The sequence below is a fragment of the Agrobacterium sp. A3-95 genome (genome assembly GCF_053521785.1).
In genome coordinates this window covers 228,370-249,599 of sequence record NZ_JBNWDR010000001.1, presented here as the reverse complement: position 1 = coordinate 249,599, position 21,230 = coordinate 228,370, and the positions used below count along the sequence as shown (strand labels likewise).

The 21,230-nt window shown below is 59.8% G+C and carries 17 protein-coding genes; 8 read left to right on the top strand and 9 right to left on the bottom strand.

All coding sequences use genetic code 11. The features are described from left to right. Positions 1-6: 6 nt before the first annotated feature. The 3 genes from ACQZ5Y_RS01255 to pepN form a co-directional block, all read right to left on the bottom strand. Positions 7-2,343 carry a PAS domain-containing sensor histidine kinase gene (locus tag ACQZ5Y_RS01255; protein ID WP_019564062.1) on the bottom strand — a complete coding sequence of 779 codons (2,337 nt, stop codon included), beginning with the start codon at positions 2,341-2,343 and terminating at the stop codon, positions 7-9. 238 nt (positions 2,344-2,581) lie between these two features. Further along, the gene (locus ACQZ5Y_RS01250; RefSeq protein ID WP_003512161.1) at positions 2,582-2,902 is read right to left on the bottom strand and encodes a carboxymuconolactone decarboxylase family protein; all 321 of its coding nucleotides are present in this window, start codon (positions 2,900-2,902) and stop codon (positions 2,582-2,584) included. A 143-nt stretch (positions 2,903-3,045) separates the two neighbouring features. Next, positions 3,046-5,694 carry an aminopeptidase N gene (gene pepN, locus ACQZ5Y_RS01245; protein ID WP_174049282.1) on the bottom strand — a complete coding sequence of 883 codons (2,649 nt, stop codon included), beginning with the start codon at positions 5,692-5,694 and terminating at the stop codon, positions 3,046-3,048. A gap of 493 nt (positions 5,695-6,187) precedes the next feature. Here pepN and ACQZ5Y_RS01240 point away from each other — a divergent pair, with 493 nt between their 5' ends. Further along, entirely contained in the window at positions 6,188-7,126 is a 939-nt protein-coding gene (locus tag ACQZ5Y_RS01240) for a DMT family transporter (protein ID WP_149909723.1), read from the top strand. A gap of 161 nt (positions 7,127-7,287) precedes the next feature. On the opposite strand, the gene ACQZ5Y_RS01235 is transcribed toward ACQZ5Y_RS01240, so the two are convergent. The 3 genes from ACQZ5Y_RS01235 to ACQZ5Y_RS01225 form a co-directional block, all read right to left on the bottom strand. Beyond that, positions 7,288-7,479 (bottom strand): hypothetical protein, encoded by a 192-nt coding sequence (locus ACQZ5Y_RS01235; protein ID WP_003497027.1) that lies wholly within the window; start codon positions 7,477-7,479, stop codon positions 7,288-7,290. A 153-nt stretch (positions 7,480-7,632) separates the two neighbouring features. Further along, complete coding sequence (locus ACQZ5Y_RS01230; RefSeq protein ID WP_111798952.1) at positions 7,633-8,532, bottom strand: uracil-DNA glycosylase; 900 nt, start codon at positions 8,530-8,532, stop codon at positions 7,633-7,635. A gap of 43 nt (positions 8,533-8,575) precedes the next feature. Beyond that, on the bottom strand, positions 8,576-9,874 hold the full coding sequence (locus tag ACQZ5Y_RS01225; protein ID WP_003512167.1) for an Hsp70 family protein: 1,299 nt from the start codon (positions 9,872-9,874) through the stop codon (positions 8,576-8,578). 299 nt (positions 9,875-10,173) lie between these two features. Between ACQZ5Y_RS01225 and ACQZ5Y_RS01220 the strand changes: the two genes are divergently transcribed. Continuing rightward, positions 10,174-11,151, top strand: coding sequence for a sensor domain-containing diguanylate cyclase (locus ACQZ5Y_RS01220; RefSeq protein ID WP_174049283.1), 978 nt, complete (start codon positions 10,174-10,176; stop codon positions 11,149-11,151). Between the two features lie 22 nt (positions 11,152-11,173). Here the strand turns inward: ACQZ5Y_RS01220 and ACQZ5Y_RS01215 are convergent, their stop codons facing one another. Further along, the gene (locus ACQZ5Y_RS01215) at positions 11,174-11,962 is read right to left on the bottom strand and encodes an SDR family oxidoreductase (RefSeq protein WP_174049284.1); all 789 of its coding nucleotides are present in this window, start codon (positions 11,960-11,962) and stop codon (positions 11,174-11,176) included. A gap of 143 nt (positions 11,963-12,105) precedes the next feature. On the opposite strand from ACQZ5Y_RS01215, the gene ACQZ5Y_RS01210 reads away from it, so the two are divergent. The 4 genes from ACQZ5Y_RS01210 to ACQZ5Y_RS01195 all read left to right on the top strand — a co-directional run bounded on the left by ACQZ5Y_RS01210 (position 12,106) and on the right by ACQZ5Y_RS01195 (position 17,221). After that, entirely contained in the window at positions 12,106-13,026 is a 921-nt protein-coding gene (locus ACQZ5Y_RS01210) for a cation diffusion facilitator family transporter (protein ID WP_174049285.1), read from the top strand. Between the two features lie 217 nt (positions 13,027-13,243). Beyond that, a complete protein-coding gene (locus ACQZ5Y_RS01205) occupies positions 13,244-14,008 on the top strand; it encodes an isocitrate lyase/PEP mutase family protein (protein ID WP_065658115.1) in 765 nt (254 codons plus the stop codon). Between the two features lie 505 nt (positions 14,009-14,513). After that, positions 14,514-16,178 (top strand): electron transfer flavoprotein-ubiquinone oxidoreductase, encoded by a 1,665-nt coding sequence (locus ACQZ5Y_RS01200; protein ID WP_003512172.1) that lies wholly within the window; start codon positions 14,514-14,516, stop codon positions 16,176-16,178. A 302-nt stretch (positions 16,179-16,480) separates the two neighbouring features. Then, positions 16,481-17,221: a pentapeptide repeat-containing protein gene (locus tag ACQZ5Y_RS01195; RefSeq protein ID WP_003512182.1), complete on the top strand. Its 741-nt coding sequence runs from the start codon at positions 16,481-16,483 to the stop codon at positions 17,219-17,221. Positions 17,222-17,276: 55 nt separating this feature from the next. Here ACQZ5Y_RS01195 and ACQZ5Y_RS01190 read toward each other — a convergent pair whose 3' ends face one another. Continuing rightward, positions 17,277-18,293 (bottom strand): zinc-binding alcohol dehydrogenase family protein, encoded by a 1,017-nt coding sequence (locus ACQZ5Y_RS01190; RefSeq protein WP_174049286.1) that lies wholly within the window; start codon positions 18,291-18,293, stop codon positions 17,277-17,279. Positions 18,294-18,396: 103 nt separating this feature from the next. Between ACQZ5Y_RS01190 and ACQZ5Y_RS01185 the strand changes: the two genes are divergently transcribed. Both ACQZ5Y_RS01185 and ACQZ5Y_RS01180 read left to right on the top strand, forming a co-directional pair. Further along, the gene (locus ACQZ5Y_RS01185) at positions 18,397-18,786 is read left to right on the top strand and encodes a winged helix-turn-helix transcriptional regulator (protein ID WP_174049287.1); all 390 of its coding nucleotides are present in this window, start codon (positions 18,397-18,399) and stop codon (positions 18,784-18,786) included. 120 nt (positions 18,787-18,906) lie between these two features. Continuing rightward, on the top strand, positions 18,907-19,743 hold the full coding sequence (locus tag ACQZ5Y_RS01180) for an undecaprenyl-diphosphate phosphatase (RefSeq protein ID WP_003512187.1): 837 nt from the start codon (positions 18,907-18,909) through the stop codon (positions 19,741-19,743). A gap of 68 nt (positions 19,744-19,811) precedes the next feature. Here ACQZ5Y_RS01180 and mgtE read toward each other — a convergent pair whose 3' ends face one another. After that, positions 19,812-21,185, bottom strand: a complete 1,374-nt coding sequence (gene mgtE, locus ACQZ5Y_RS01175) for a magnesium transporter (RefSeq protein WP_097171704.1) — start codon at positions 21,183-21,185, stop codon at positions 19,812-19,814. Positions 21,186-21,230: the final 45 nt, after the last annotated feature.

The window sequence follows — 21,230 nt, the reverse complement described above, 5'->3', positions numbered from 1 at the left end:
TATTCCTCAATGCACCGTGCCACAGCACCCTGCCGCATGCGGGATGATAATCGTCACCACCGTGCCTCTGCCTTCGCAGGAGCGGATTTTCATCGTGCCACCATGCAGCCTGACGAGCGAGCGCGAGATGGCGAGCCCGAGGCCCGAGCCGCCCTGGCTTTTGGCGTATTGGCTCTGCACCTGCTCGAAGGGCTGGCCAATCTTGTCAAGCGCCTCGGCGGGAATGCCGATGCCGGTATCGGCGATGGTGAGGATCATGGCGGCCTGATGCACATGGGTGCGCAGCGCTACGCGGCCGCCATTACCGGTGAACTTCACGGCATTGGACAGAAGGTTGAGCATGATCTGCTTCATGGCGCGGCGGTCGCCCTGCATCGTCAGCCCGGCGCAGACCTTCTGCTGCACGGTGATGTTCTTCTGTTCCGCCTGGATGGCGGTCAGCCGCAGGGTTTCCTCGATCAGCGGCGCGAGATCGATTGTCTCGCGGTTGATCCGCATATGGCCGGCTTCAATCTTGGACATATCCAGAATGTCGTTGATGACGTTTAGGAGGTGCTTGCCGCTGTCGTGGATATCCCGGGCATATTCGGAATATTTCGGCGAGCCAACCGGCCCGAACATCTCGTTTTGCAGGATGTCGGAAAAGCCGAGAATGGCGTTGAGCGGCGTGCGCAGCTCATGGCTCATATTGGCGAGGAATTCGGACTTTGCGAGGTTTGCCGCCTGGGCGCGCTCTTTTTCGGCGAGATAATTGGCGTTGGCGTCTGAAAGCTCCGTCTTCTGCCGCTCCAGCTTATGCTGCGAGGCGGAAAGATCGCCGATGGTGGCCATCAGCCGGCGTTCGGAGTCACGCAGGCGCTCCTGATGGCGCTTCAGAAGCGTAATGTCGGTGCCGACGGAGACGAGGCCGCCGTCACGGGTGCGGCGTTCATTGATCTGTAGCCAGCGATCATCGGCAAGCTGCACTTCCGTCATGCGCGAAAGGCCAGACTGATCGGGGTCCGCAACGCGCCGCTCCACGACCGGGCGCGCCGCAGCCGCCTGCACGGCGCTCTTTTCGGTGCCCGCTACCAGAACGCTGTCCGGCAGGCCGTAAGCCTTCTGGTAATGGGTGTTGCACATGACGAGACGGTCATTCTTGTCCCATAGCACGAAGGCTTCCGAGGTGGATTCGATGGCGTCTGCAAGGCGCTGGTCTGCCTCGGCATAACGTTGCGCAAGGCGGTGCTGCTCGGTCACGTCCATGGCGATGCCGATGACGCGCGGGCCGTTATTGGTGCGGATGACCTGGGCACGGGCGCGCAGCCAGACATAGTGGCCTTTCGCGTGGCGCATGCGGAAGATCTGGTCGATCTGGCGCAGATCACCGCAGCCGACAGCACGAGCAAGCTCGTAGAGGTTTCCATCTTCGGAATGCATCATGCGTGCCGCATCCGAAAAGGACAGCGGTGCGGCCTTCGGCGGTCTGCCGAGGATTTCGTAGAGCGAGCCCGACCAGAACATGCGCCGCGTGGAAAGATCGAAGTCCCACAGGCCGCAGCGGCCACGTGACAGCGCCGTCTCCACCCGCAGGTTCGATTCGGCGAAGATGTCGTCGGCATCGCGGGCGCGTTTGACCTGCATGTAATAGGCGTAGAGCACGACGAGAAGGATCGAGGAGATTCCGGCAAACAGCGTCACGTTCATGGCGATTTCACTGCGCCAGAAAGAACGGATCGGCTCAAGCGAGCGCGCCGCGATGACCATGCCGCCATCGTCGCCGAAGGGGATCATCGTCGCATAATGCGGCTGGTTGTCGATATTCGTTTCGATGGTGCCGGGCGCGCCGGGAAAACGCTGAACAATGGCGATTTCGGGAAGCAAAGCCGGCAGGGAGGTGCCGATATAAAGCGTGGCGCCCTTGCCGGCGCCGGCGAAAATCCGGCCGTTGCTGCCCGACAGAAGCACCATGGTGCCATCAGCAAGGCTGCCCGAAGGCAGCGCTGCGGCAAGGCTCGCCTCTGCGCGGGTGCGCTCTTGCGAGGCAAAGACAATACCGTTGTTGATAAGGGCTGCTTTGGCCGTCAGCGCTGTCAGTGCGGTAGAGTGGCGGGCTGCCTCTTCCATGCGGCTATATTCGGCAACGATGCCCAGCATGCGTGACGCCGCGATGACGACGAGAAATGCAAGAATGAGAATGGGAATGAGGCGCTTCAGCAGGGTCTCGACCTGCGGCATCGGGCGGTCGGAGCCGTTCATCAAACCCATCAGGTCGCTGGAAAGCCTTTCGCCCCAGGCCGCAAGATCAGAAAATTTGGCATACGGCCGCTCATCGCCCGCAGTCGCCCGCCGCACGTTCGTCATTGTCCCGCCTTCAAGATATCCCCACTGATTCGAAGCGCCGCCGCTCGAATATGCATAGTGAATCAAATGCGATTCGCCGTGTCCAGAGGCAAAAGTTAAAAGAATTTTAACCCCTTGAACCGACTCCGTATTTTTTCGGGACAGCGCGTTACGGTCTGCACAGCGGCACCAGGCATTGGAAAAACCGACACCCGGATGGCCGGTCTGGGACGTTCCGGTGTGTTCCGGCCGGTGGTTCTCAAGCTTTATCGAAAGCTTCGAGAGCAGGTCCAAGTGCGCCGAGAACGCCGTTTCCGGCGGCAGGAAGCCCGGTCAGCACCGCGCTGATGATATCGTCACGGCTTGCGCCATGCGCTTTGGCTTCCAGCACATGAAATGCCACACCGCCTTCAAGCCGCAGTGCGGCGAGAATGCCGATATAGACCAGGCATTGCGTCTTGGCATCCAGCGTGGACGCCGCACCCAACCCCTGCACGGCCTGAAGCCATACAGCCTGATGGGCCGGGGCCTCGGTGATGAAACGCTGGAACGAATTGCTGGTGTTGGAAATATCCGTCATTTGAAGTCCCTTTCCGCTTGCGGCCGCGTTCCGACCTGTCGCTGACGATTGTGTCGCGCAATGCGTTGCGCCGCCTTGACGGAAATCAAGACGGCGCACAGGCATTGTCCGGAATAGGGGAGTTGGCGAATGTTCGCCGGGTATTATCCTTTAAGAATACGCCCGACGATATCGCTGACATCCGTCGAAAGACCTTTTGCTTCGGCGATCGTCGAAAGTGCTGCCTTGGCGTGTTCGGCGCGGCTTGCTTCCAGCGACCGCCAGGAGCGCATGGAGGTGAGAATGCGCGCGGCAAGCTGCGGGTTACGCTTGTCGATGGCTATGATCTGCTCGGCGAGGAACCGGTAGGCGGCACCATCGGCGCGGTGGAAACCGGTCGGGTTGGAGAAGGCGAGCGTGCCCACCAGCGACCGTACCCGGTTGGGATTGGAGGCGATGAAGTGTTTCGACGTCATCAGCGCCTTGATACGTTCCAGCGCGCCGTCGCCAGGAATGGCGGCCTGCAGCGAGAACCATTTGTCGAGAACCAGCGCATTGTCGGCAAAGCGGGCTTCGAAGGCGGCAAGCGCCTCCTTTGTCTCCGCGCTGTCGGGGAAACGTTGGGTCAGCACACCAAGCGCATGCGCAAGATCTGTCATGTTGGTGGCGCTGGCATAGGCCTTTGCCGCCCTGTCGGGCGTTCCCTCGGCAAAAGCAAGGAAGCTCAACGCGCCGTTGCGAAGCGAACGCCGTCCGGCGCTGTCGGCATCGGGGCTGTAGGCTTCACCATTGCCGTCACTGTCGGCGAGCCGGCGGAGCGTTTCGAGACCGGCCGTGGCAATGGCCTTGATCGTCGCGTTGCGTGCCTTGTGGATGGCGTCCGGGTCGGTATTGCCGCCCAGTTCGCGAGCGATGTCCGTTTCGCTCGGCAGCGCCAGCGCCTGTGCGCGGAAAGCGGGTTCAAGCGAAGCATCGCCGACGATTTCGATCAGCGTTGCGATAAGGTCGGCGTCCGAGCGTACTTCTTGGCCGTTCTGCACGGCCCTGGTGGCGGCAATCAGCGCCGGCAAAGCGAGATCGGTAAGCGCCTGGAAACGGGCAAACATATCCGTCTCGTGCCGGGCGACCTGCACCAGATCGGCAGCACTCTGTTCGAAATGCAGGTTGATCGGCGCCGAGAAGCTGCGGTTGAGCGACAGCACTGGGCGCGATGAAATGCCGGAGAAGGAGAATGTCTGGTTGCGTTCGGTCAGATGCAGCACGCCGTCACGGTATTCGCCGCCCGTAACAGCCTGCGGCTCGGCGATCTGGCCATTGTCGAGAATCAGCGCCAGCGAAAGCGGAATATGACGCGGTTGCTTCACCGGTTGGCCGGGCGTTGGTGCGACGGTCTGTTCCAGCGTCAGCCTGAAGGTCGCCTTGGCGGCATCGTAGGCGGAGGAAACGGAGACGAGCGGCGTGCCGGCCTCGGTGTACCACAGCGAAAACTGCGACAGGTCGCGGCCGCTGGCATCGGCAAAACTCTTGACGAAATCCTCAACAGTCGCCGCTTCGCCGTCATGACGTTCGAAATAAAGGTCCATGCCTTTCTTGAAGTCGTCTTCCCCAAGGATCGTGGCGATCATGCGAGTAACTTCGGCGCCCTTTTCATAAACGGTCGTCGTGTAGAAGTTGTTGATTTCGCGATAGGTATCGGGGCGTGGCGGATGGGCCAGCGGACCGGAATCCTCTGGAAACTGCTCCGATTTCAGGTGACGCACATCGGCGATGCGCTTGACCGGGCGCGAGCGCATGTCGGCGGAAAATTCCTGGTCGCGATAGACCGTCAGGCCTTCTTTCAGGCACAGCTGAAACCAGTCGCGGCAGGTGATGCGGTTGCCAGTCCAGTTGTGGAAATATTCATGCGCGATGATGCGCTCGATATTGGCGTAGTCCGCATCGGACGCAGTTTCGGGGTCGGCCAGCACGAATTTGTCGTTGAAGACGTTGAGACCCTTGTTCTCCATCGCGCCCATGTTGAAATCGGACACGGCGACGATCATGAAGATATCGAGGTCGTATTCACGGCCGAAGCGTTCCTCATCCCACTTCATCGAGCGCTTCAGCGCATCCATGGCATAGGCCGCGCGCGGCTCCTTGCCATGCTCGACATAGATCTTCAGCGCCACTTCGCGGCCGGAAAGGGTGGTGAACGTGTCTTCCACCACGCCGAGATCGCCGGCGACAAGCGCAAAGAGATAGCTGGGTTTCGGGTGCGGATCGAACCAAGCTGCAAAGTGGCGGCCTTCATCGTAATTGCCGCCGCCGAGGAAGTTGCCGTTCGACAACAACAGCGGATTGCCCTCCTTCGCGGCGATGATCGTCACCGTATAGGGTGCCAGAACATCGGGCCGGTCCGGGAAATAGGTGATGCGGCGGAAACCTTCCGCCTCGCACTGGGTGCAATAAACGCCGTTGGTGCGGTAAAGCCCCATCAGCTGCGTATTGACCTGCGGGTTGATGTAATTGGTGACACAGATCTCGAAGGGCGTCTCCGCAGGCAGATCGCGGATCGTCAGGCTATCGGGCGTCGCGTCATATTGGCTTGCGGGAATGTCCACCTGATCAAGCAGCAGGCCCGAAAGCGTCAACTCGTCGCCATCGAGAACGAGCGGCGCTGACACATCGACGCCCTCTCGGCGATGAAAGATCAGACGGGCTTCGACCTTGGTATTCTTGGGGTCGAGTTCGAAGGTGAGATCCACCCGCTCCAGAACGAAATCGGTGGGGCGGTAACCTGCCAGGTGAACGATCTGGCCCGTGTCTGTTCGCATGACTGTTCCTGAATAACTTTGTCGTTGTCCTCCGGGCATCATGTCGTCATAAGGCCCGGATGTAAAATAGGTAGAGTATTCGTCACAATCATGTGCGCATCGGGAGGACGTTCTGTCCTGCCATGGAAGGCTTTGCCGGCCCTGCAGACGATCCTGCCGCTGCCGGACCTGCGGACCATGCCAGCAAATGTTGAACGATTGCTGAAATTGTATTTTATTTTCTTCAAATTTTAGCGCGTGTCGCTTTTGGTCTGATTCTCACGTCGCCATCAGGGCCGAAGGTCTGAACAATGGGGGTGAGGAGGCCCCAAGCCGGGGAAAGCAATCCTGCGCCTCACCAGATCAACGGAATTCATGGGTAAATAACATTTTTTGTTGTAAAGCGCTTCGGGAATGCTCTAGCCTTGGGCAAATCCAATTCCCCCGCGTCGTCCTCCCCCGCATGAACAATCTCCCGATGGCGTGTTTGCGCAGCCGATATGAGTAACTGCCGATGAACGCCGAACCGACAAATCCCTTTCGGGGGATAAGCCTGAAGCTGATTTCGGTTGGCTTTTTTCTGGTGATGCAGACTTGTATCAAGGCCTCCGGTCCCGATGTGCCTGCCGGTCAGATCACTTTCTTCCGCTCCACTTTCGCCATCATCCCCATCGTCGTTTATCTTGCCTGGCTGCATGCGCTGACGAGCGCGCTGCACACCAACAATCTCATCGGCCATTTCAAGCGCGGGTTTCTCGGCATTCTCTCCATGGCCTGCGGGTTTTACGGGCTGACGCTGCTGCCGTTGCCGGAATTCATCGCCATCGGTTATGCCTCACCGCTGCTGGCCGTCGTGTTCGCCGCCTTCATCCTGCGCGAGAAGGTGCGCATCTACCGCTGGAGCGCGGTTTTCGTTGGCATGATGGGCGTGCTGGTTATCCTGTGGCCGAAGATGACCCTGTTGCGCGAAGGCGGTTTTGCTGCGGGCGAGGGGCTGGGCGCGATCGCCGTGCTCTGCGGGGCAGCACTTGGTGGTCTCGCAATGATCCAGGTGCGGCAACTGGTGGAAACGGAAAAGACGCCGACCATCGTTCTCTATTTCTCGCTCACGGCCACCTTGCTGTCGCTCGTCAGCGTACCCTTCGGCTGGAGCGCTCTGGATACCAAGCAGGCCGTGCTGTTGATCACCAGCGGCATTTGTGGCGGCGTCGCACAGATCTTCCTGACGGAGAGCTATCGCCACGCGGAGGTCTCCACTATCGCGCCCTTCGAATACAGCTCCATCGTTTTCGGGATAGCGGTCTCCTATATCCTGTTCGGAGACATTCCAACGCTCACCATGCTGATCGGCACGGCAATCGTGATTTTCGCCGGCATCTTCATCATTTTCCGCGAGCACCAGCTGGGCCTGGCGAGACGCGCGGCACGCAAGGCCTCCACGCCGCAGGGGTGACGCACCAAATTTGGCGGAGGTCGCAAACATGCGGCATCGTCGATGCCAGAGCCGTTGTCGTGTCGGCGCCTAGTCCCGCAAATGCAAAAGGCGCCTTCCCGAAGAAAGACGCCAGCGCGCAATCAAAGATATGGACCGGTTTTACACCGGCCTGAGTGCTCTCAGCGCTCGCGGAAATCCGCAAAGACAGCTGCAGGACGTGTGACGCGAACCTGCTGCATGGCAGCACGTGCGGTCATCTGTTCGTTAGCGGCAGCGCCGAAACGATGGTAACCCTGACTGGAGCGAGGGCCGAGGCCCGCCAGTCTGAGCGTTTCAAAGCCGGAATGTACCGGACGGAAGCGAGTGGTCATTGCCTTGGTTCCTTAAACCGAATTCCTCCCAAGACACAGGCTGGCTTATCGCAGTGCAGCATGGATTCGGCAAGCCGGGTCAGCGCGCCGCTGTTATGCGTAATACGCATGGCTTTTTTCATACTTCGTTTACTCTGAGTAAGAATCAGGCAATCAGCCTTCGGAGATTTTTGCCTTAAACGCCAATAAATCCTGCCATGCCAATGACTTGCTGGCAGGTGCGTTTAGAAGTTCCTGCGGATGCAGGCTCGCCAGCGCCGGTAAAACCAGGTGCCCGGCTGCGACATCACGCCACTGTCCGCGCAGCGTATGGATCGTTCCGGTGCCGCCGAAAAAGAAACGCGCGGTCAAGTTGCCAAGAAGCAACAGGTGTTTCGGCTCCGCAAGTGCGATCTGGCGCTCAATGAAGGGGCGGCAAATATCCATTTCGGCCTGAGTCGGCGGGCGGTTGCCCGGTGGACGCCAGGGCACGACATTGCCGAGCATGATGCGTGCGCGGTCAAGGCCGATAGCGGCCAGCATACGGTCGAGCAGCAGCCCGGTCTTGCCGGCAAAAAGCTGGCCCTCGCGGTCATCATCCGCATCCGGCATCGGGCCGATCACCATGACGGCGCAAGCAGGGTCGCCTTCGGTGAATACCGTGTTGCGGGCGCTGTTCTTGAGGTTGCAGCCGCTGAAACCCTCAAGCGCGATTTTCAGTTCGGAAAGCGACCTTGCGCTTTCAGCCGCAAAACGGGCAGCCGCCACGGCCTGTTCGTCCGGCATGGCAACATTCTGCTGAAGTGCCGGAGCAGGCGGCGCGCCTCTCGTCGGCGCGCTGCGACCTGTCGTCTGCCGCTGCGGAGCATCGGCACGACGCTCCGCGCCGCCGTCCATCTGGTGTGCGGGCGCAGAGCTTTCCTGACGCACTGCCGGTCGGGCAGGGCGGGAGGCGGCAAATTCGGCGAAACGGTCAACAGGTCCGTCTTCCAGCAACCAGTCCACGCCCGCATCCGCATGGAAATGCAGAAGCGCGGCGAGTTCGGCCGGGGAGAGGTCGTGAGCGGCGATCATGGGGTGAAATTATCCCATGTTCCCCGCCCGGGGAACCCGTAAATCACGCTGTCCAGCGCTGAATGTCACCGCTTTCGCCGATCATGGCCAAACCATGGGCAATCGAGAGCAGCTCGCCGCCGGTTTCGATCCGGTCCGCGTCGAAACGACGGGTGAAAAGCTCGCGCACCGCCGGCACGAAGGAGGTGCCGCCGGTGAGGAACACCTTGTCGATTGCCTCAGGCGCGACTTGCGTCTTCTCCAGAACCTCGTCCAGCGCGCCCTCGATCTTGGCGAGGTCGTCGGCGATCCAGTTGTTGAAGTCGCTGCGCTTGACCATTTTGCGGCCGGCCTTGCCGAGCGGCGCGAAGTTGAATTCCGCTTCTTCGGCCGAGGACAGCGCCATCTTGGTGGCGGAAATCGACTGATAAAGCGGATAACCCTCGTCATGCTCCACGAGATCGATGAAGAGTTCGAGCTTGTCCGGCTCCAGCGCCGAGCGCACCAGCGATTTCAGATCGGTGAATTCCTTCGAGGTCTTGAAGATCGACAGCTGGTTCCAGCGACCGAAATTCACGTAGTAGCCGGAAGGCACGTCCAGCACCTTGTCGAAGCTCTTGAACTTGCTGCCCTTGCCGATTTCCGGCGAGACCAGATTGTCGATCATGCGGAAGTCGAAATGGTCACCGGCGACACCGACGCCGGAATGGCCGATGGGGGTGGCGGAGAGCTTGCCGGCATGGGTCTCGAAGCGGATCAGCGAATAGTCGGTGGTGCCGCCGCCGAAATCCGCCACCAGCACATTGGCGTCCTTCTTCAGGCTCTGGGCGAAATAATAGGCGGCCGCCACCGGCTCGTAGACATAGTGGATTTCCGGAAAACCGGCACGCGTCAGCGCTTCGTTGTAGCGGGAGAGCGCCAGCGTCTCATCCGGATTGCTGCCGGCGAAACGCACGGGGCGACCGGCGATGACGGTCGAGACGTCGCTTGGCCACTCTGCGCCCGCATAGGTTTTCAGCTTGCGCAGGAACACGTCCATCAAATCCTCGAAGCTCTGGCGCTTGGCGAAGATCAACGTGCCCTGGAAGAGCGGCGAGGCCGCAAATGTCTTGATCGACTGCAGAAAGCGGCAATCGCCCGCATTGTCGATGAATTGCCTGATGGCAGCGTGGCCCGCTTCCACGTGCAGGGCAGCCGCACCAAGGCCCGAATCCTTCATGAAGGAGAGCGCGGTGCGCATGCTGTCATCCGTGCCCGCGCTGCTGGTAAACTGCATGGAGCGGCTTTCGCCGCCGCCGTCGGAAAGAGCCATGACCGTGTTGGTCGTGCCGAAATCGAGGCCCAGTGCCCGCTTTTGCGTCATCGCCATATCCTTGTCGCCGATAGAAATGCTCGCCCGGCCCAAAGGCGGCCCGGCGTGAGAATAAGGGACGCATTTGGCATCCCGATGTCAGAGGAGGGCGGTTGATTGCACAGGCCCGGCAGAATGGCAAGCGCCAGTTCTCGGTTTATTAAAACATTAGAATAAAGTAATTTTCCGTTATAAATACAGTTTTGCGATGCAAATTAAATATTTTTTCGCAATCGCAAAGTATAGATAAAGGCTATATCCTCAGGGAGCTTTCTTAATTGTAGCTGTCGCGTTGTAACCCGGAAGTCCAGATGTCCCGCAAGCAGGCATGTTCCGCCCTCCAAGATGTGCCGCCCGGGCCGGAGGTCCTCATTCGCGGCGACGTGGAAATGTTCCATTCTCAGCTTATGAACCTCATGGCGTCATCGCAGCAGGGTTATGCCCTTTTCGATGGCAGCGATGAGTTGCGCTTTGCCAATGCGGCCTTCCGCGAGGCGCTGGGCATGGCTCCGGACGGTTTTCCGAACTGGATGGAGCTGATGCGCGGCGGGTATCGCAGCTCGACAGGAACGGCGGTCGAAACCACCGATTTCGAACTGTGGTTGCGCTCGGCGCGGACAAGGCGCGGCAAGTTGCCTTACCGCACCATCGAAACCAGCCTGAACGATGGACGCTGGATGCTGACGACGGAAACGACGCTGCCGGGCGGCTGGATGTTGTGTGTCGTGACCGATGTTTCCGAGCTTGGCATCCAGTTGCGCGATCTGCGGCAGGAGCGCGACAGGGCGCTGAAATCGGCGCTGAGCGACGAACTCACGGGCCTCGGCAACCGCCGCTATGCCATGGATATCCTCAACCAGATGCTTGGCCCCAACAAGGCGCAGGCGCTTGCGGTGATCATCATGGATATCGACCACTTCAAGGCGGTGAACGACCGTTTCGGGCATGCCTGCGGCGATCTCGTCCTTAAGGATTTCGCCACCCGGCTTTCCGCCGCCATCGGCCGGGACGATCTGTTGGGGCGGATCGGCGGTGAGGAGTTTCTGCTCGTTCTCAGCGGTTCGCGAATGCTGAGCGCGGAAAGCACCATGCAGAAGCTGCTGGCGACGTTGACCGAGGCATCGCCGCTGAGCGATGTGCCGGATTTCCGTTACAGCTGTTCGGCCGGCATTGCCTTTGCCGATCCCGGCGAGAGCGCGAGCGATGTGCTGCGCCGCGCCGACACGGCACTCTACGAAGCCAAGAATACCGGCAGAAACCGCTTCGTAGTCTACGGAGCGGCCTCTTGACCGCTCCGGCGTCTAACCGGCGTCAGTTCGATTTCGCCGCGCCGCCATCCACCCGCAGCATTGTGCCGGTGATGTAGCTTGCCGGAACCGAGCAGAGGAAAGCCCCGGCGGCGGCGAATTCTTCCACCGTGCCAAGCCTGCCTGCCGGAATGCTCTTGACCGAAGCCTCGCGGATTTCCTCCATGCTTTTACCCAGGCGCTTGGCATTGGCGCCATCCAGCTCGTCGATGCGGTCGGTATGGATGCGGCCGGGCAGAAGAAGGTTGGAGGTGACGCCGAAACCGGCCACTTCGCTCGACAATGTCTTGCTCCAGCCCACCAGCGCCCCACGCAGCGTATTGGAGAGCGCCAGATTGGGGATGGGTTCGAACACGCCGGAGGAGGCAACGGTCAGGATGCGGCCAAAGCCCTGTTTCTTCATCTGCGGCAGCAGCGCATTGGTGAGCGTGATGACGCGCAGCACCATCGACTGGAAGAAGCTCTCCAGCTTCTCGGTCGTGATCTCCTGCGCAAGACCCGGCGTCGGGCCACCGGTGTTGTTGACAAGAATGTCAATGCCGCCGAGCTTGTCGTTCACGGCCTGAACCATGGCCTCGACGAAATTGTCGTCGCCAAGATCGCCCCGCACCCAGTCGGCCTTGCCCTTGCCGAGTGCATTGATCGTCTTGCAGTTCGCGTCCAGCTTTTCGCTGCTTCTGCCAACGAGAAGAACATGCACGCCTTCATTCGCCAGCGCCGTGGCGATGCCCAGCCCAAGGCCGCGAGAGGAGGCGAGAACGAGGGCGCGTTTGCCGGAAATGCCGAGATCCATGGGTTTTGTCCTGTCTTGTTTGCAGCAGATCAAAGAATCGAAGCGTGACTACAGGCGAAAACCGTCCACAGTTTTCGCTATCCCGCTCCATCTGTGCTGTTTATAGGAAGGCGGCGCCCGCTTTTGAAGGTTAAATACGCGTCATGACCGAACAATCTCTGCTGAAATTCTCAATTGCCATCACGGTTCTTCTGGCCGCGTTCGGCATTGGTGCAGGCCTGTTTTCCGGCTCTTTCGCGGTGGTGTTCGATGGCGTTTATGCCCTGACGGATGCCTTCATGACGGTGCTGGCGCTACTGGTGGCGCGGCTGATCGCGGCTTCCGCCGCCCCACGGCCCGGTGGCCGGCTGGCAGAGCGTTTCACCATGGGCTTCTGGCATCTGGAGCCGATGGTCCTCGGCCTCAACGGCACGCTTTTGATGGGCGCTGCGATCTATGCCCTGATCAACGCCATCGACAGCCTGATGGACGGCGGCAGATCGATCGAGTTCGATTACGCCATCATCGTCACCTTCGTCAGCTTTGCCGTTTCGCTCGTCATGGCATGGTTCGTCAAACGCCAGAACCGCAGACTGAAATCGGCCTTCGTGGCGCTGGACGCCAAAAGCTGGCTGATGAGCGCGCTCCTGAGCGCGGCCCTGTTCCTCGCCTTCGCCATCGGCTACGGGCTGACGGGAACGGCGCATCAGTGGATCGCGCCCTATATCGACCCCGCCGTTCTGGCGCTGGTCTGTCTCATCATCATTCCCATGCCGCTCGGCAATGTGAAGCAGGCGCTCGCCGACATCCTTCTGGTGACGCCGTTTGAATTCAAGCAGCATGTGGACAGGGTAGCGGCCGAAGCCGTCGAAAAATTCGGCTTCGCCTCGCACTATTCCTATGTCGCCCGCGTGGGCCGAGGCCGCCAGATCGAACTCTTCTTCATCGTCCCGAAAAACTGGCCACCCCGGCGTCTCGAAGAATGGGACGCGATCCGTGACGAGATCGGCGATGCACTCGGCGGCGAGGGGACGGATCGGTGGCTGACGATTGTGTTTACGACGGATGAGGAATGGGCGGTTTGAACGGGATGTTTGATTTTAGCTGCTTGCGATACTCATCCTGATTCGCAAGTAGAGGACTTTCGAAATTTTAGACAAAAAGAAATAGGTGCCCGAAAATCGGCGTTCTGAGCATTTTCCCGGTGCTAGTCGTTTCCAGGTAACGGCTGCGGCCTTTAGAACAGGCGACGGCTGATCGAAATGAGCGAAAGCTCAAAGATAGCACACGGGAGACACCAAAATGAGCAATCAGATTGAACGTGCAGAAAAGTTTCGAAGCTTGCACATTCCGGGCGATCCCATCGTCCTTTACAACATCTGGGATGCAGGAAGCGCGATGGCCGTTGCCCGCAGCGGTGCGAAGGCCATTGCAACCGGAAGCTGGTCCGTTGCTGCCGCGCAAGGCTATTCGGATGGCGAAGAGATGCCGCTCGATGACGCACTGGCGGTCGTCGCTCGAATAATGAAATGCATCGATCTGCCTCTCACTGTGGATTTTGAAGGCGGTTATTCGAGTGATGCTGCAACGGTCAGGCGCAACGTAGGTCGTCTGCTCACCCTCGGTGTCATCGGATTGAACTTCGAGGATCAGGTGGTGCACGGGACGGGCCTCTATGATGTCGATTATCAGGTGGACCGGCTTCGAGCTATTCGCAGCGCTGCCGAAGACCACCGTGTCCCGGTCTTCATCAATGCGAGAACGGACGTGTTTCTCAAGGCAGATGAGGGCATCGATCATGCGGTCTTGCTGGATGAGGTGCTCGCTCGCGGGGCAGCCTATAAGGCGGCAGGAGCAGACGGTTTTTTCGTGCCCGGGCTAAAAGACAAAAAGCTGATCAAAGAAATATGCGACCGCACGACTTTACCGGTCAATGTTATGATATCGGGCGACCTGAAAGATATCCGAGAGCTGGCAGACCTTGGTGTGGCCCGGATCAGTTTTGGCCCCACGCCATACATCAAAGTGGCTGGAGACTTAGAAAACAGCGCACGCGTTTTTGCCTGAAAGCAACTCTTGTACTGACCTGATCTCGTCATTGTTGAGGTCAGAGTCGGAAGAGCGGCGTTAGCCCGGCTGGGTCGGCCTTGGCGGAAAAACACTTTGCAGCTCGAGTTTTCGGCCGACCGGATGGCTGCGAGTGCGAGCTGCAATGAACGGCGGGAAGTGTCCTGACCGCCCTGGCGACTTAGGCTCGGTGCAATCCTTGGAATTGGCAATCCCGTTGCCACCACATAATGACAAACCTTGACGCCCACCCACGCAACTCCTATTCTCAATATTACGTGCACGTAAAAGTAATAAAATACTCATCAGGTTGTCTGACAATTGAGTGGCGTGCGACATGTTTTGCCGCTATGGAAGCTCGACAAAGGCGTCGTGCTTTGCGAAGACAGGCTAGGGCGAATGTGTTGTCGCAGACTGGCTTTTCGGCCAGTGCAGGCAACACGGTGCGAATGCCGGAAGCGGATATAACAACAGCCGGATGGGACCGGCGAGGTGAGAGGACAAGATGACGGAAGCGATGGAACTGCCGGAACGCGAAGCGATGGAATTCGACGTTGTGATCGTCGGTGCGGGTCCTGCGGGCCTTGCCGCCGCGATCCGTCTGAAGCAGGTCGAGCCGGAGCTTTCGGTCGTCGTTCTGGAAAAGGGTGCTGAAGTCGGCGCGCATATTCTCTCAGGTGCCGTGGTTGATCCCATCGGCATCGACCGGCTTCTGCCCGGCTGGCGTGAGGAAGAGGGGCATCCCTTCAAGACCGAGGTCAAGGACGACCAGTTCATGTTCTTAGGCCCGGCCGGCTCCATCCGTCTGCCGAACTTCATGATGCCGCCGCTCATGAACAATCACGGCAATTATATCGTCTCGCTTGGGCTGGTCTGTCGCTGGCTGGCGGAAAAGGCGGAAGCGCTCGGCGTCGAGATCTATCCGGGCTTTGCCGCCACCGAAGTGCTTTATAATGAAGAAGGCGCAGTGATCGGTGTCGCCACCGGCGATATGGGTATCGAGAAGAACGGTGAACCCGGCCCCGCCTTCACGCGCGGCATGGAGCTGCATGGCAAATATGTGCTGATCGGCGAGGGCGTGCGCGGTTCGCTCGCCAAGCAGCTGATTTCCAGGTTTGACCTTTCGAAAGATCGCGAACCGCAGAAATTCGGCATCGGCATCAAGGAACTCTGGCAGGTCAAGCCGGAACACCACAAACAGGGCCTCGTGCAGCACTCCTTCGGCTGGCCGCTCGGTTTCAAGACCGGCGGCGGCTCGTTCCTCTATCATCTGGAGGACAATCTCGTTGCCGTCGGCTTCGTGGTGCATCTCAATTACAAGAACCCCTATCTTTATCCTTTCGAGGAATTCCAGCGCTTCAAGACGCATCCGGCCATCCGTGACACTTTCGAGGGCGGCAAGCGCATTTCCTATGGCGCGCGCGCGATTACCGAGGGCGGTTACCAGTCGGTGCCGAAGCTGACTTTTCCCGGCGGCGCGCTGATCGGCTGTTCGGCCGGGTTCGTCAATGTGCCGCGCATCAAGGGCAGCCACAATGCGGTGTTGTCGGGCATGCTGGCGGCGGAAAAGATCGCCGCGGCTATTTCCGCCGGTCGCGCCCATGATGAAGTGGCCGAGATCGAGGCGGAATGGCGCGACGGCGATATCGGCAAGGACCTGAAGCGGGTGCGCAACGTCAAGCCGCTGTGGTCGAAGTTCGGCACGCTTGTTGGCGTCGGCCTTGGCGGTCTCGACATGTGGACCAACCAGCTGTTCGGTTTCTCCGTTTTCGGCACGCTGAAACACGGCAAGACGGATGCGCAGAGCCTTGAGCCGGCCTCCAAACACAAGCCGATCGCCTATCCGAAACCGGACGGTGTTCTGACCTTCGACCGGCTGTCATCGGTTTTCCTGTCCTCCACCAACCATGAGGAAGACCAGCCGGTGCATCTTCAGGTGAAGGATATGGACTTGCAGAAGCGTTCCGAACACGACGTCTATGCCGGTCCCTCGACACGTTATTGTCCTGCCGGCGTTTATGAGTGGGTGGAGAAGGACGGCGAGGAAGTCTACGTGATCAACGCGCAGAACTGCGTGCACTGCAAGACCTGCGATATCAAGGACCCCAACCAGAACATCAACTGGGTGCCGCCGCAGGGTGGCGAAGGGCCGGTTTACGCCAATATGTGATGGTGATGCCGGTCTGCCGGCAACCTTCGTCTTGCCCGGGCTTGCCCCGGGCATCTGCAACCGATTGATTTCACGATACGTGGTTGGATCCTGGCGACAAGCGAAAGGATGACGTCGCGTGCGCGAGGCATCGAAAGTCTCGTCCCCCCTAGTATTTGTGGATTGCCCTTCGATTTCTTACATATAGGATGTTGGGGTGTTGTCGCTTTGCATGGTCCATGGATTGTGGGCCAGGAATGCGGTAACGCCTTGAATGTGCATATGTTGCGTTTGGGCCGTCGCCCGGCGGCAGGAGTGATGGAATGTCCGGCTTTCAGAGGCTGAATATCGTGCGGAATACAAGGATCGTCGCCGGTCTGGCGGCAGGTATGGTAGTTGCCGTTTCGCTCAGTGGCAGCCCGCTGATGGCCGCCAGCTGCCGCGCCGACGCCATGGCCGGCATCGACTGGCGCGAATGCAACAAGCGGCTCCTGATGCTGGGCGGCAGCAACCTCGATTCGGCGATGCTTTACGGCACGGATTTCACCTATACGGATTTGCGCGGCTCCTCGCTGAAGGGCGCCAATCTTGAAAAGGCGAAACTCATCCGGACGGCTCTTGGAGAGGCGAACCTGCAGGGCGCCAACCTGACGAAGGTGGAAGCCTACCGCAGTGACTTTTCCGCCGCCGACGCCACCAGCGCAAAATTCATCAATGCGGAAATGCAGCGGACCAATTTCAACAAGGCCAAACTGGACGGCGCGGATTTTACCAAGGCTGAACTCGGGCGTGCCGAGTTTGAAGATGCCAGCCTGTCCGGCTCGAAATTTTCGCTGACCAATCTGTCGCGTGCCAGCTTCCAGGGCGCAAAGCTCGGCGGCGCGGTGGATTTTGCCAACGCCTTCCTGCTGTTGACCCGCATAGAGGGGGTCGATCTTTCCGCCGCCACCGGCCTTGAGCAGAAACAGATCGACATCGCCTGCGGCGACGCCAAGACAAAACTGCCGAGCGGCCTGACGACGCCTGCCGCATGGCCATGCCCGGAAGATCCGGAAGACGATTGACCGGGAAGGGCGCGCTTTATCAGGCGCGCACCTTCCACTTCGTGTGACGTGTAGATCAAAAGCCCGAAAGCACGATCTTGCCCTTGGCCGTGTTGCTTTCAATCAAGGCGTGGGCCTTGATGAGGTTTGCGGCGTTAATGGTGCCGAAAACCTCGGTCAACGTCGTCTTGATCTTGCCGGCATCGACCAGTTCAGCAACGCGATTGAGCAGCTTGTGCTGTTCGATCATGTCGGGTGTCTGGAATACCGCGCGGGCGAACATCATTTCCCAATGGATTGAAACGCATTTGCGCTTGAACGCCATGGCGTCGAAACCGCCGGCCGGGTCGTCGATCAGCGCAAAACGGCCCTGCGGCGCAATGGTCGCCACGCTGTCTGCGGCGTGAATGTCGCTATGGGTGGTCGAGAATACGAAGCCCGGTGCACCAAGGCCAAGCGCTTCCACCTGCGGGGCAATCGGCTTGCTGTGATCGACGACATGATGCGCGCCGAGGTCTTTGGCCCATTGCATCGTTTCCGGCCGCGAAGCCGTGGCAATGACGGTAAGATCGGTCAGTGCGCGCAGAAGCTGAATGGCAATCGAGCCGACGCCGCCGGCGCCACCGATCACCAGAACGGCATTTGCCGCACCCGGAACGGGCTCTGTCACCCGCAGCCGGTCGAACAGCGTCTCGTAGGCCGTGATCGCGGTCAGCGGCAGTGCCGCTGCTTCCTCGAAATTCAGCGACTTCGGTTTGGCGCCAACGATGCGCTCATCGACCAGATGGAATTCGCTGTTGGAGCCGGGGCGGTTGATGACACCAGCGTAAAACACCTCGTCGCCGGGCTTGAACAGCGATACCTTGTCGCCGACGGCTTTCACCACGCCCGCCGCATCGAAGCCCAGCACGCGGGCAGCACCGTTTTCCGGCGCCTGGTTGCGGCGAACCTTGGTGTCAACAGGATTGACCGAAACGGCCTTCACCTCCACCAGAATATCATGCCCCGTCGCCTCCGGCTGCGGCAGGTCGAGGTCGATAAGGGCATCCGTTGCGGTGATGGGCTGGCTCGTCTTGTAACCGATGGCGCGCATGAACAGTCTCCTTTGCTTGTTTGCGTGCCTCTTACTTGATACATATGAACATCGATCGCAAGAATGCACATTTTGTGATGATACATACAAAAAGGATACTGTGATGTCGCGACCGCGCGCCAAGCTTACCGGCAATTTTCCGGGCTGCCCGGTGGAGTCTGCCTTGAGTTTTCTCGACGGCAAATGGAAAGGCGTGATCCTCTATCACCTCATCAACGAGGGCACCCTGCGCTTCAACGAGTTGCGCCGCCACATTCCAAGCATCACCCAGCGCATGCTCACCAAGCAGCTGCGGGAACTGGAAGAGGCGGGCCTGATTTCGCGCACCGTCTTCCCGGTGGTGCCGCCGCGCGTGGACTATGCGCTGACGCCACTTGGCGAAACCATGAAGCCGGTGATCTCGGCGCTGAAAAGCTGGGGCGACGCCCATGTTGTGTGCAAGAACGGCGCGAAATACACCCTTCATCCTGAGGCTGCGGAGAAAGCAGCCTGAAAAATAACGGGTAAAACCAAGCCCTCCCGCACTTCTTTTTCATGGTGCGATGCAACACGGATTTGCCCGGTTTGATGCATAATGCTGCGAATTCGATTCGCAGCAGGGACACCAAATCACATGAGCATCGGTTGGTTGGAGGCCGGATTTCTCGGCCTTTTGCAAGGACTTACGGAATTTCTTCCGGTTTCTTCAAGCGCGCATCTGAGGATAGCCGGGGAGTTTCTGCCCTCCGGTGCGGATCCGGGCGCCGCCTTCACGGCGATTACGCAGATCGGCACGGAAGCTGCGGTGCTGGTCTATTTCTGGTCCGATATCATGCGGATCGCCGCCGCCTGGCTCCGGCAGAACCTTCGCCTCGGACCCTATGACAAGTCCGATGCGCGGCTTGGCTGGCTGATCATTGTCGGCTCGGTGCCGATCGTGCTGCTCGGCCTGTTCTTTAAGGATGCCATCGAGCATTCGCTGCGCAATCTCTATATCACCGCCGTAATGCTGATTGTCTTCGGCATCATTCTCGGCGTCGCCGACAGGATCGGCAAGAAGCGCTACAAGCTGAACCAGCTGATCTGGCGTGATGGCATCCTGTTCGGTTTCGCGCAGGCCATGGCGCTCATCCCCGGCGTCTCGCGCTCGGGCGGCACCATCAGCGCCGGCCTGCTCTTAGGCTACACGCGCGAGGCGGCCGCACGATATTCCTTCCTGCTCGCCGTTCCCGCTGTCTTCGGTTCCGGTTTCTACCAGCTGTTCAAAAGCATCGGCGAGGAGAACCCTGTAGGCTGGGGCCAGACGGGGCTCGCAACCCTGATCGCCTTCGTCGTCGGTTACGCCGTGATCGTTGTCTTCCTCAAGCTGGTCTCCACCAAGAGCTACATGCCCTTCGTCTGGTACCGGGTGGTCATCGGTGTCATTCTTTTGGGACTTCTCGGAACGGGCGTTATCAGCGCTGGCGGTTGAGGGGTGCTTGCCCTGTCGAAAACGCTGCAAATGAAAAGGCCCGCTCTTTCGAGCGGGCCTTTTGTGTTTCAGAGCAGCGTGCCGCTGAGGATCACCAGCGCCACCGAGAAGTAGATGACGAGGCCGCTGACATCCACCAGCGTGGCGACGAACGGCGCAGATGCGCTGGCTGGATCCAGCCGCAGACGCTGCAGCAGGAATGGCAGCATGGAGCCGGCCAGCGAGCCGAAGGTGACGATGCCGACGAGTGCGGCAAAGACGGTGGCGCCCACCAGCAGCCAGTGGTCGCCATAATCATAAAAGCCTGCCTGCTGCCAGATGGTCAGACGCAGGAAGCCGATGGCGCCGAGAATGCAGCCGAGCGTCAGGCCCGTCGGGATTTCCCGCAGCAGCACCCGCCACCAGTCCGAAAGCTTCAGTTCGCCGAGCGCCAGCGCCCGGATGATCAGCGAGGTGGCCTGCGAACCGGAGTTGCCGCCTGATGACATGATGAGCGGAATGAACAGCGTCAGCACGACGGCTTTTTCCAGCTCGCCTTCAAAATGCTGCATGGCGCTTGCCGTCAGCATTTCACCCAGGAACAGGGCGGCCAGCCAGCCTGCGCGCTTGCGGATCATGTCCGGAAAACCCATTGCCATATAGGGCTTGCCGAGTGCTTCCATACCACCGAACTTGTGAGCGTCTTCCGTGGTGTCGGCGATCATGGTGTCGATCACGTCGTCGACCGTGACGATGCCGAGGATATGCGAGTGATCGTCAACGACGGGAAGCGCCAGAAGGTCGTGCTTGCGGATGAGCCGGGCAACATCCTCCTGCGACATCAAGGGGCTGGCACAGACGATGCCTTCCTTCGATGCGACGGAGAGAATGGAGGCGCCGGCCTCGCCGGTCAGCAGGCGACGCAGCGTCACGACGGTGGACAGCGTTCCGTCCTGCGCCAGCACATAGATGGCATAGACCGTTTCACGCGACCGCTCGACGACGCGGATGTGCGAAAGGGTCTGTTCCACCGTCCAGCTATCCGGCACGCTGACGAATTCCGTGGTCATGATCGAGCCGGCGGTGCGCGGCGGATAACCCATCAGATGTTTGATGGAGAGCGCGGTCGTGCGGTCCAGCCGGGAGAACAGCTTTGCGCGCGGCTCTTCGTCCATTTCCGCCATGACGTCGGCAACGCGGTCGTCTGACATCAGGTTGACGAAGCGGGCGGCCTGGTCAAGCGGAATACCGGCAATGATGGCGGCTGCGTCATGCAGTTCCGGCCGGTCGAGAATGGCGACGGCCTTTGCCTGCGGCATGGCGAGCAGGGCGGCGACTGCCTCATGCGTATCGAGTGTGTTGAGGTGCTCGACGCGTTCTGCAATGGTGGTGGAACCGGCATTTCCGCTGCGGAGAAGACGTGCGGCCTTGCTGGCTCTCTGGGAGAGGGTGTGGAAGTTCATGATTGCTCACCTTTCCGTCGATTCGCCGATTACGACGAACGCGGT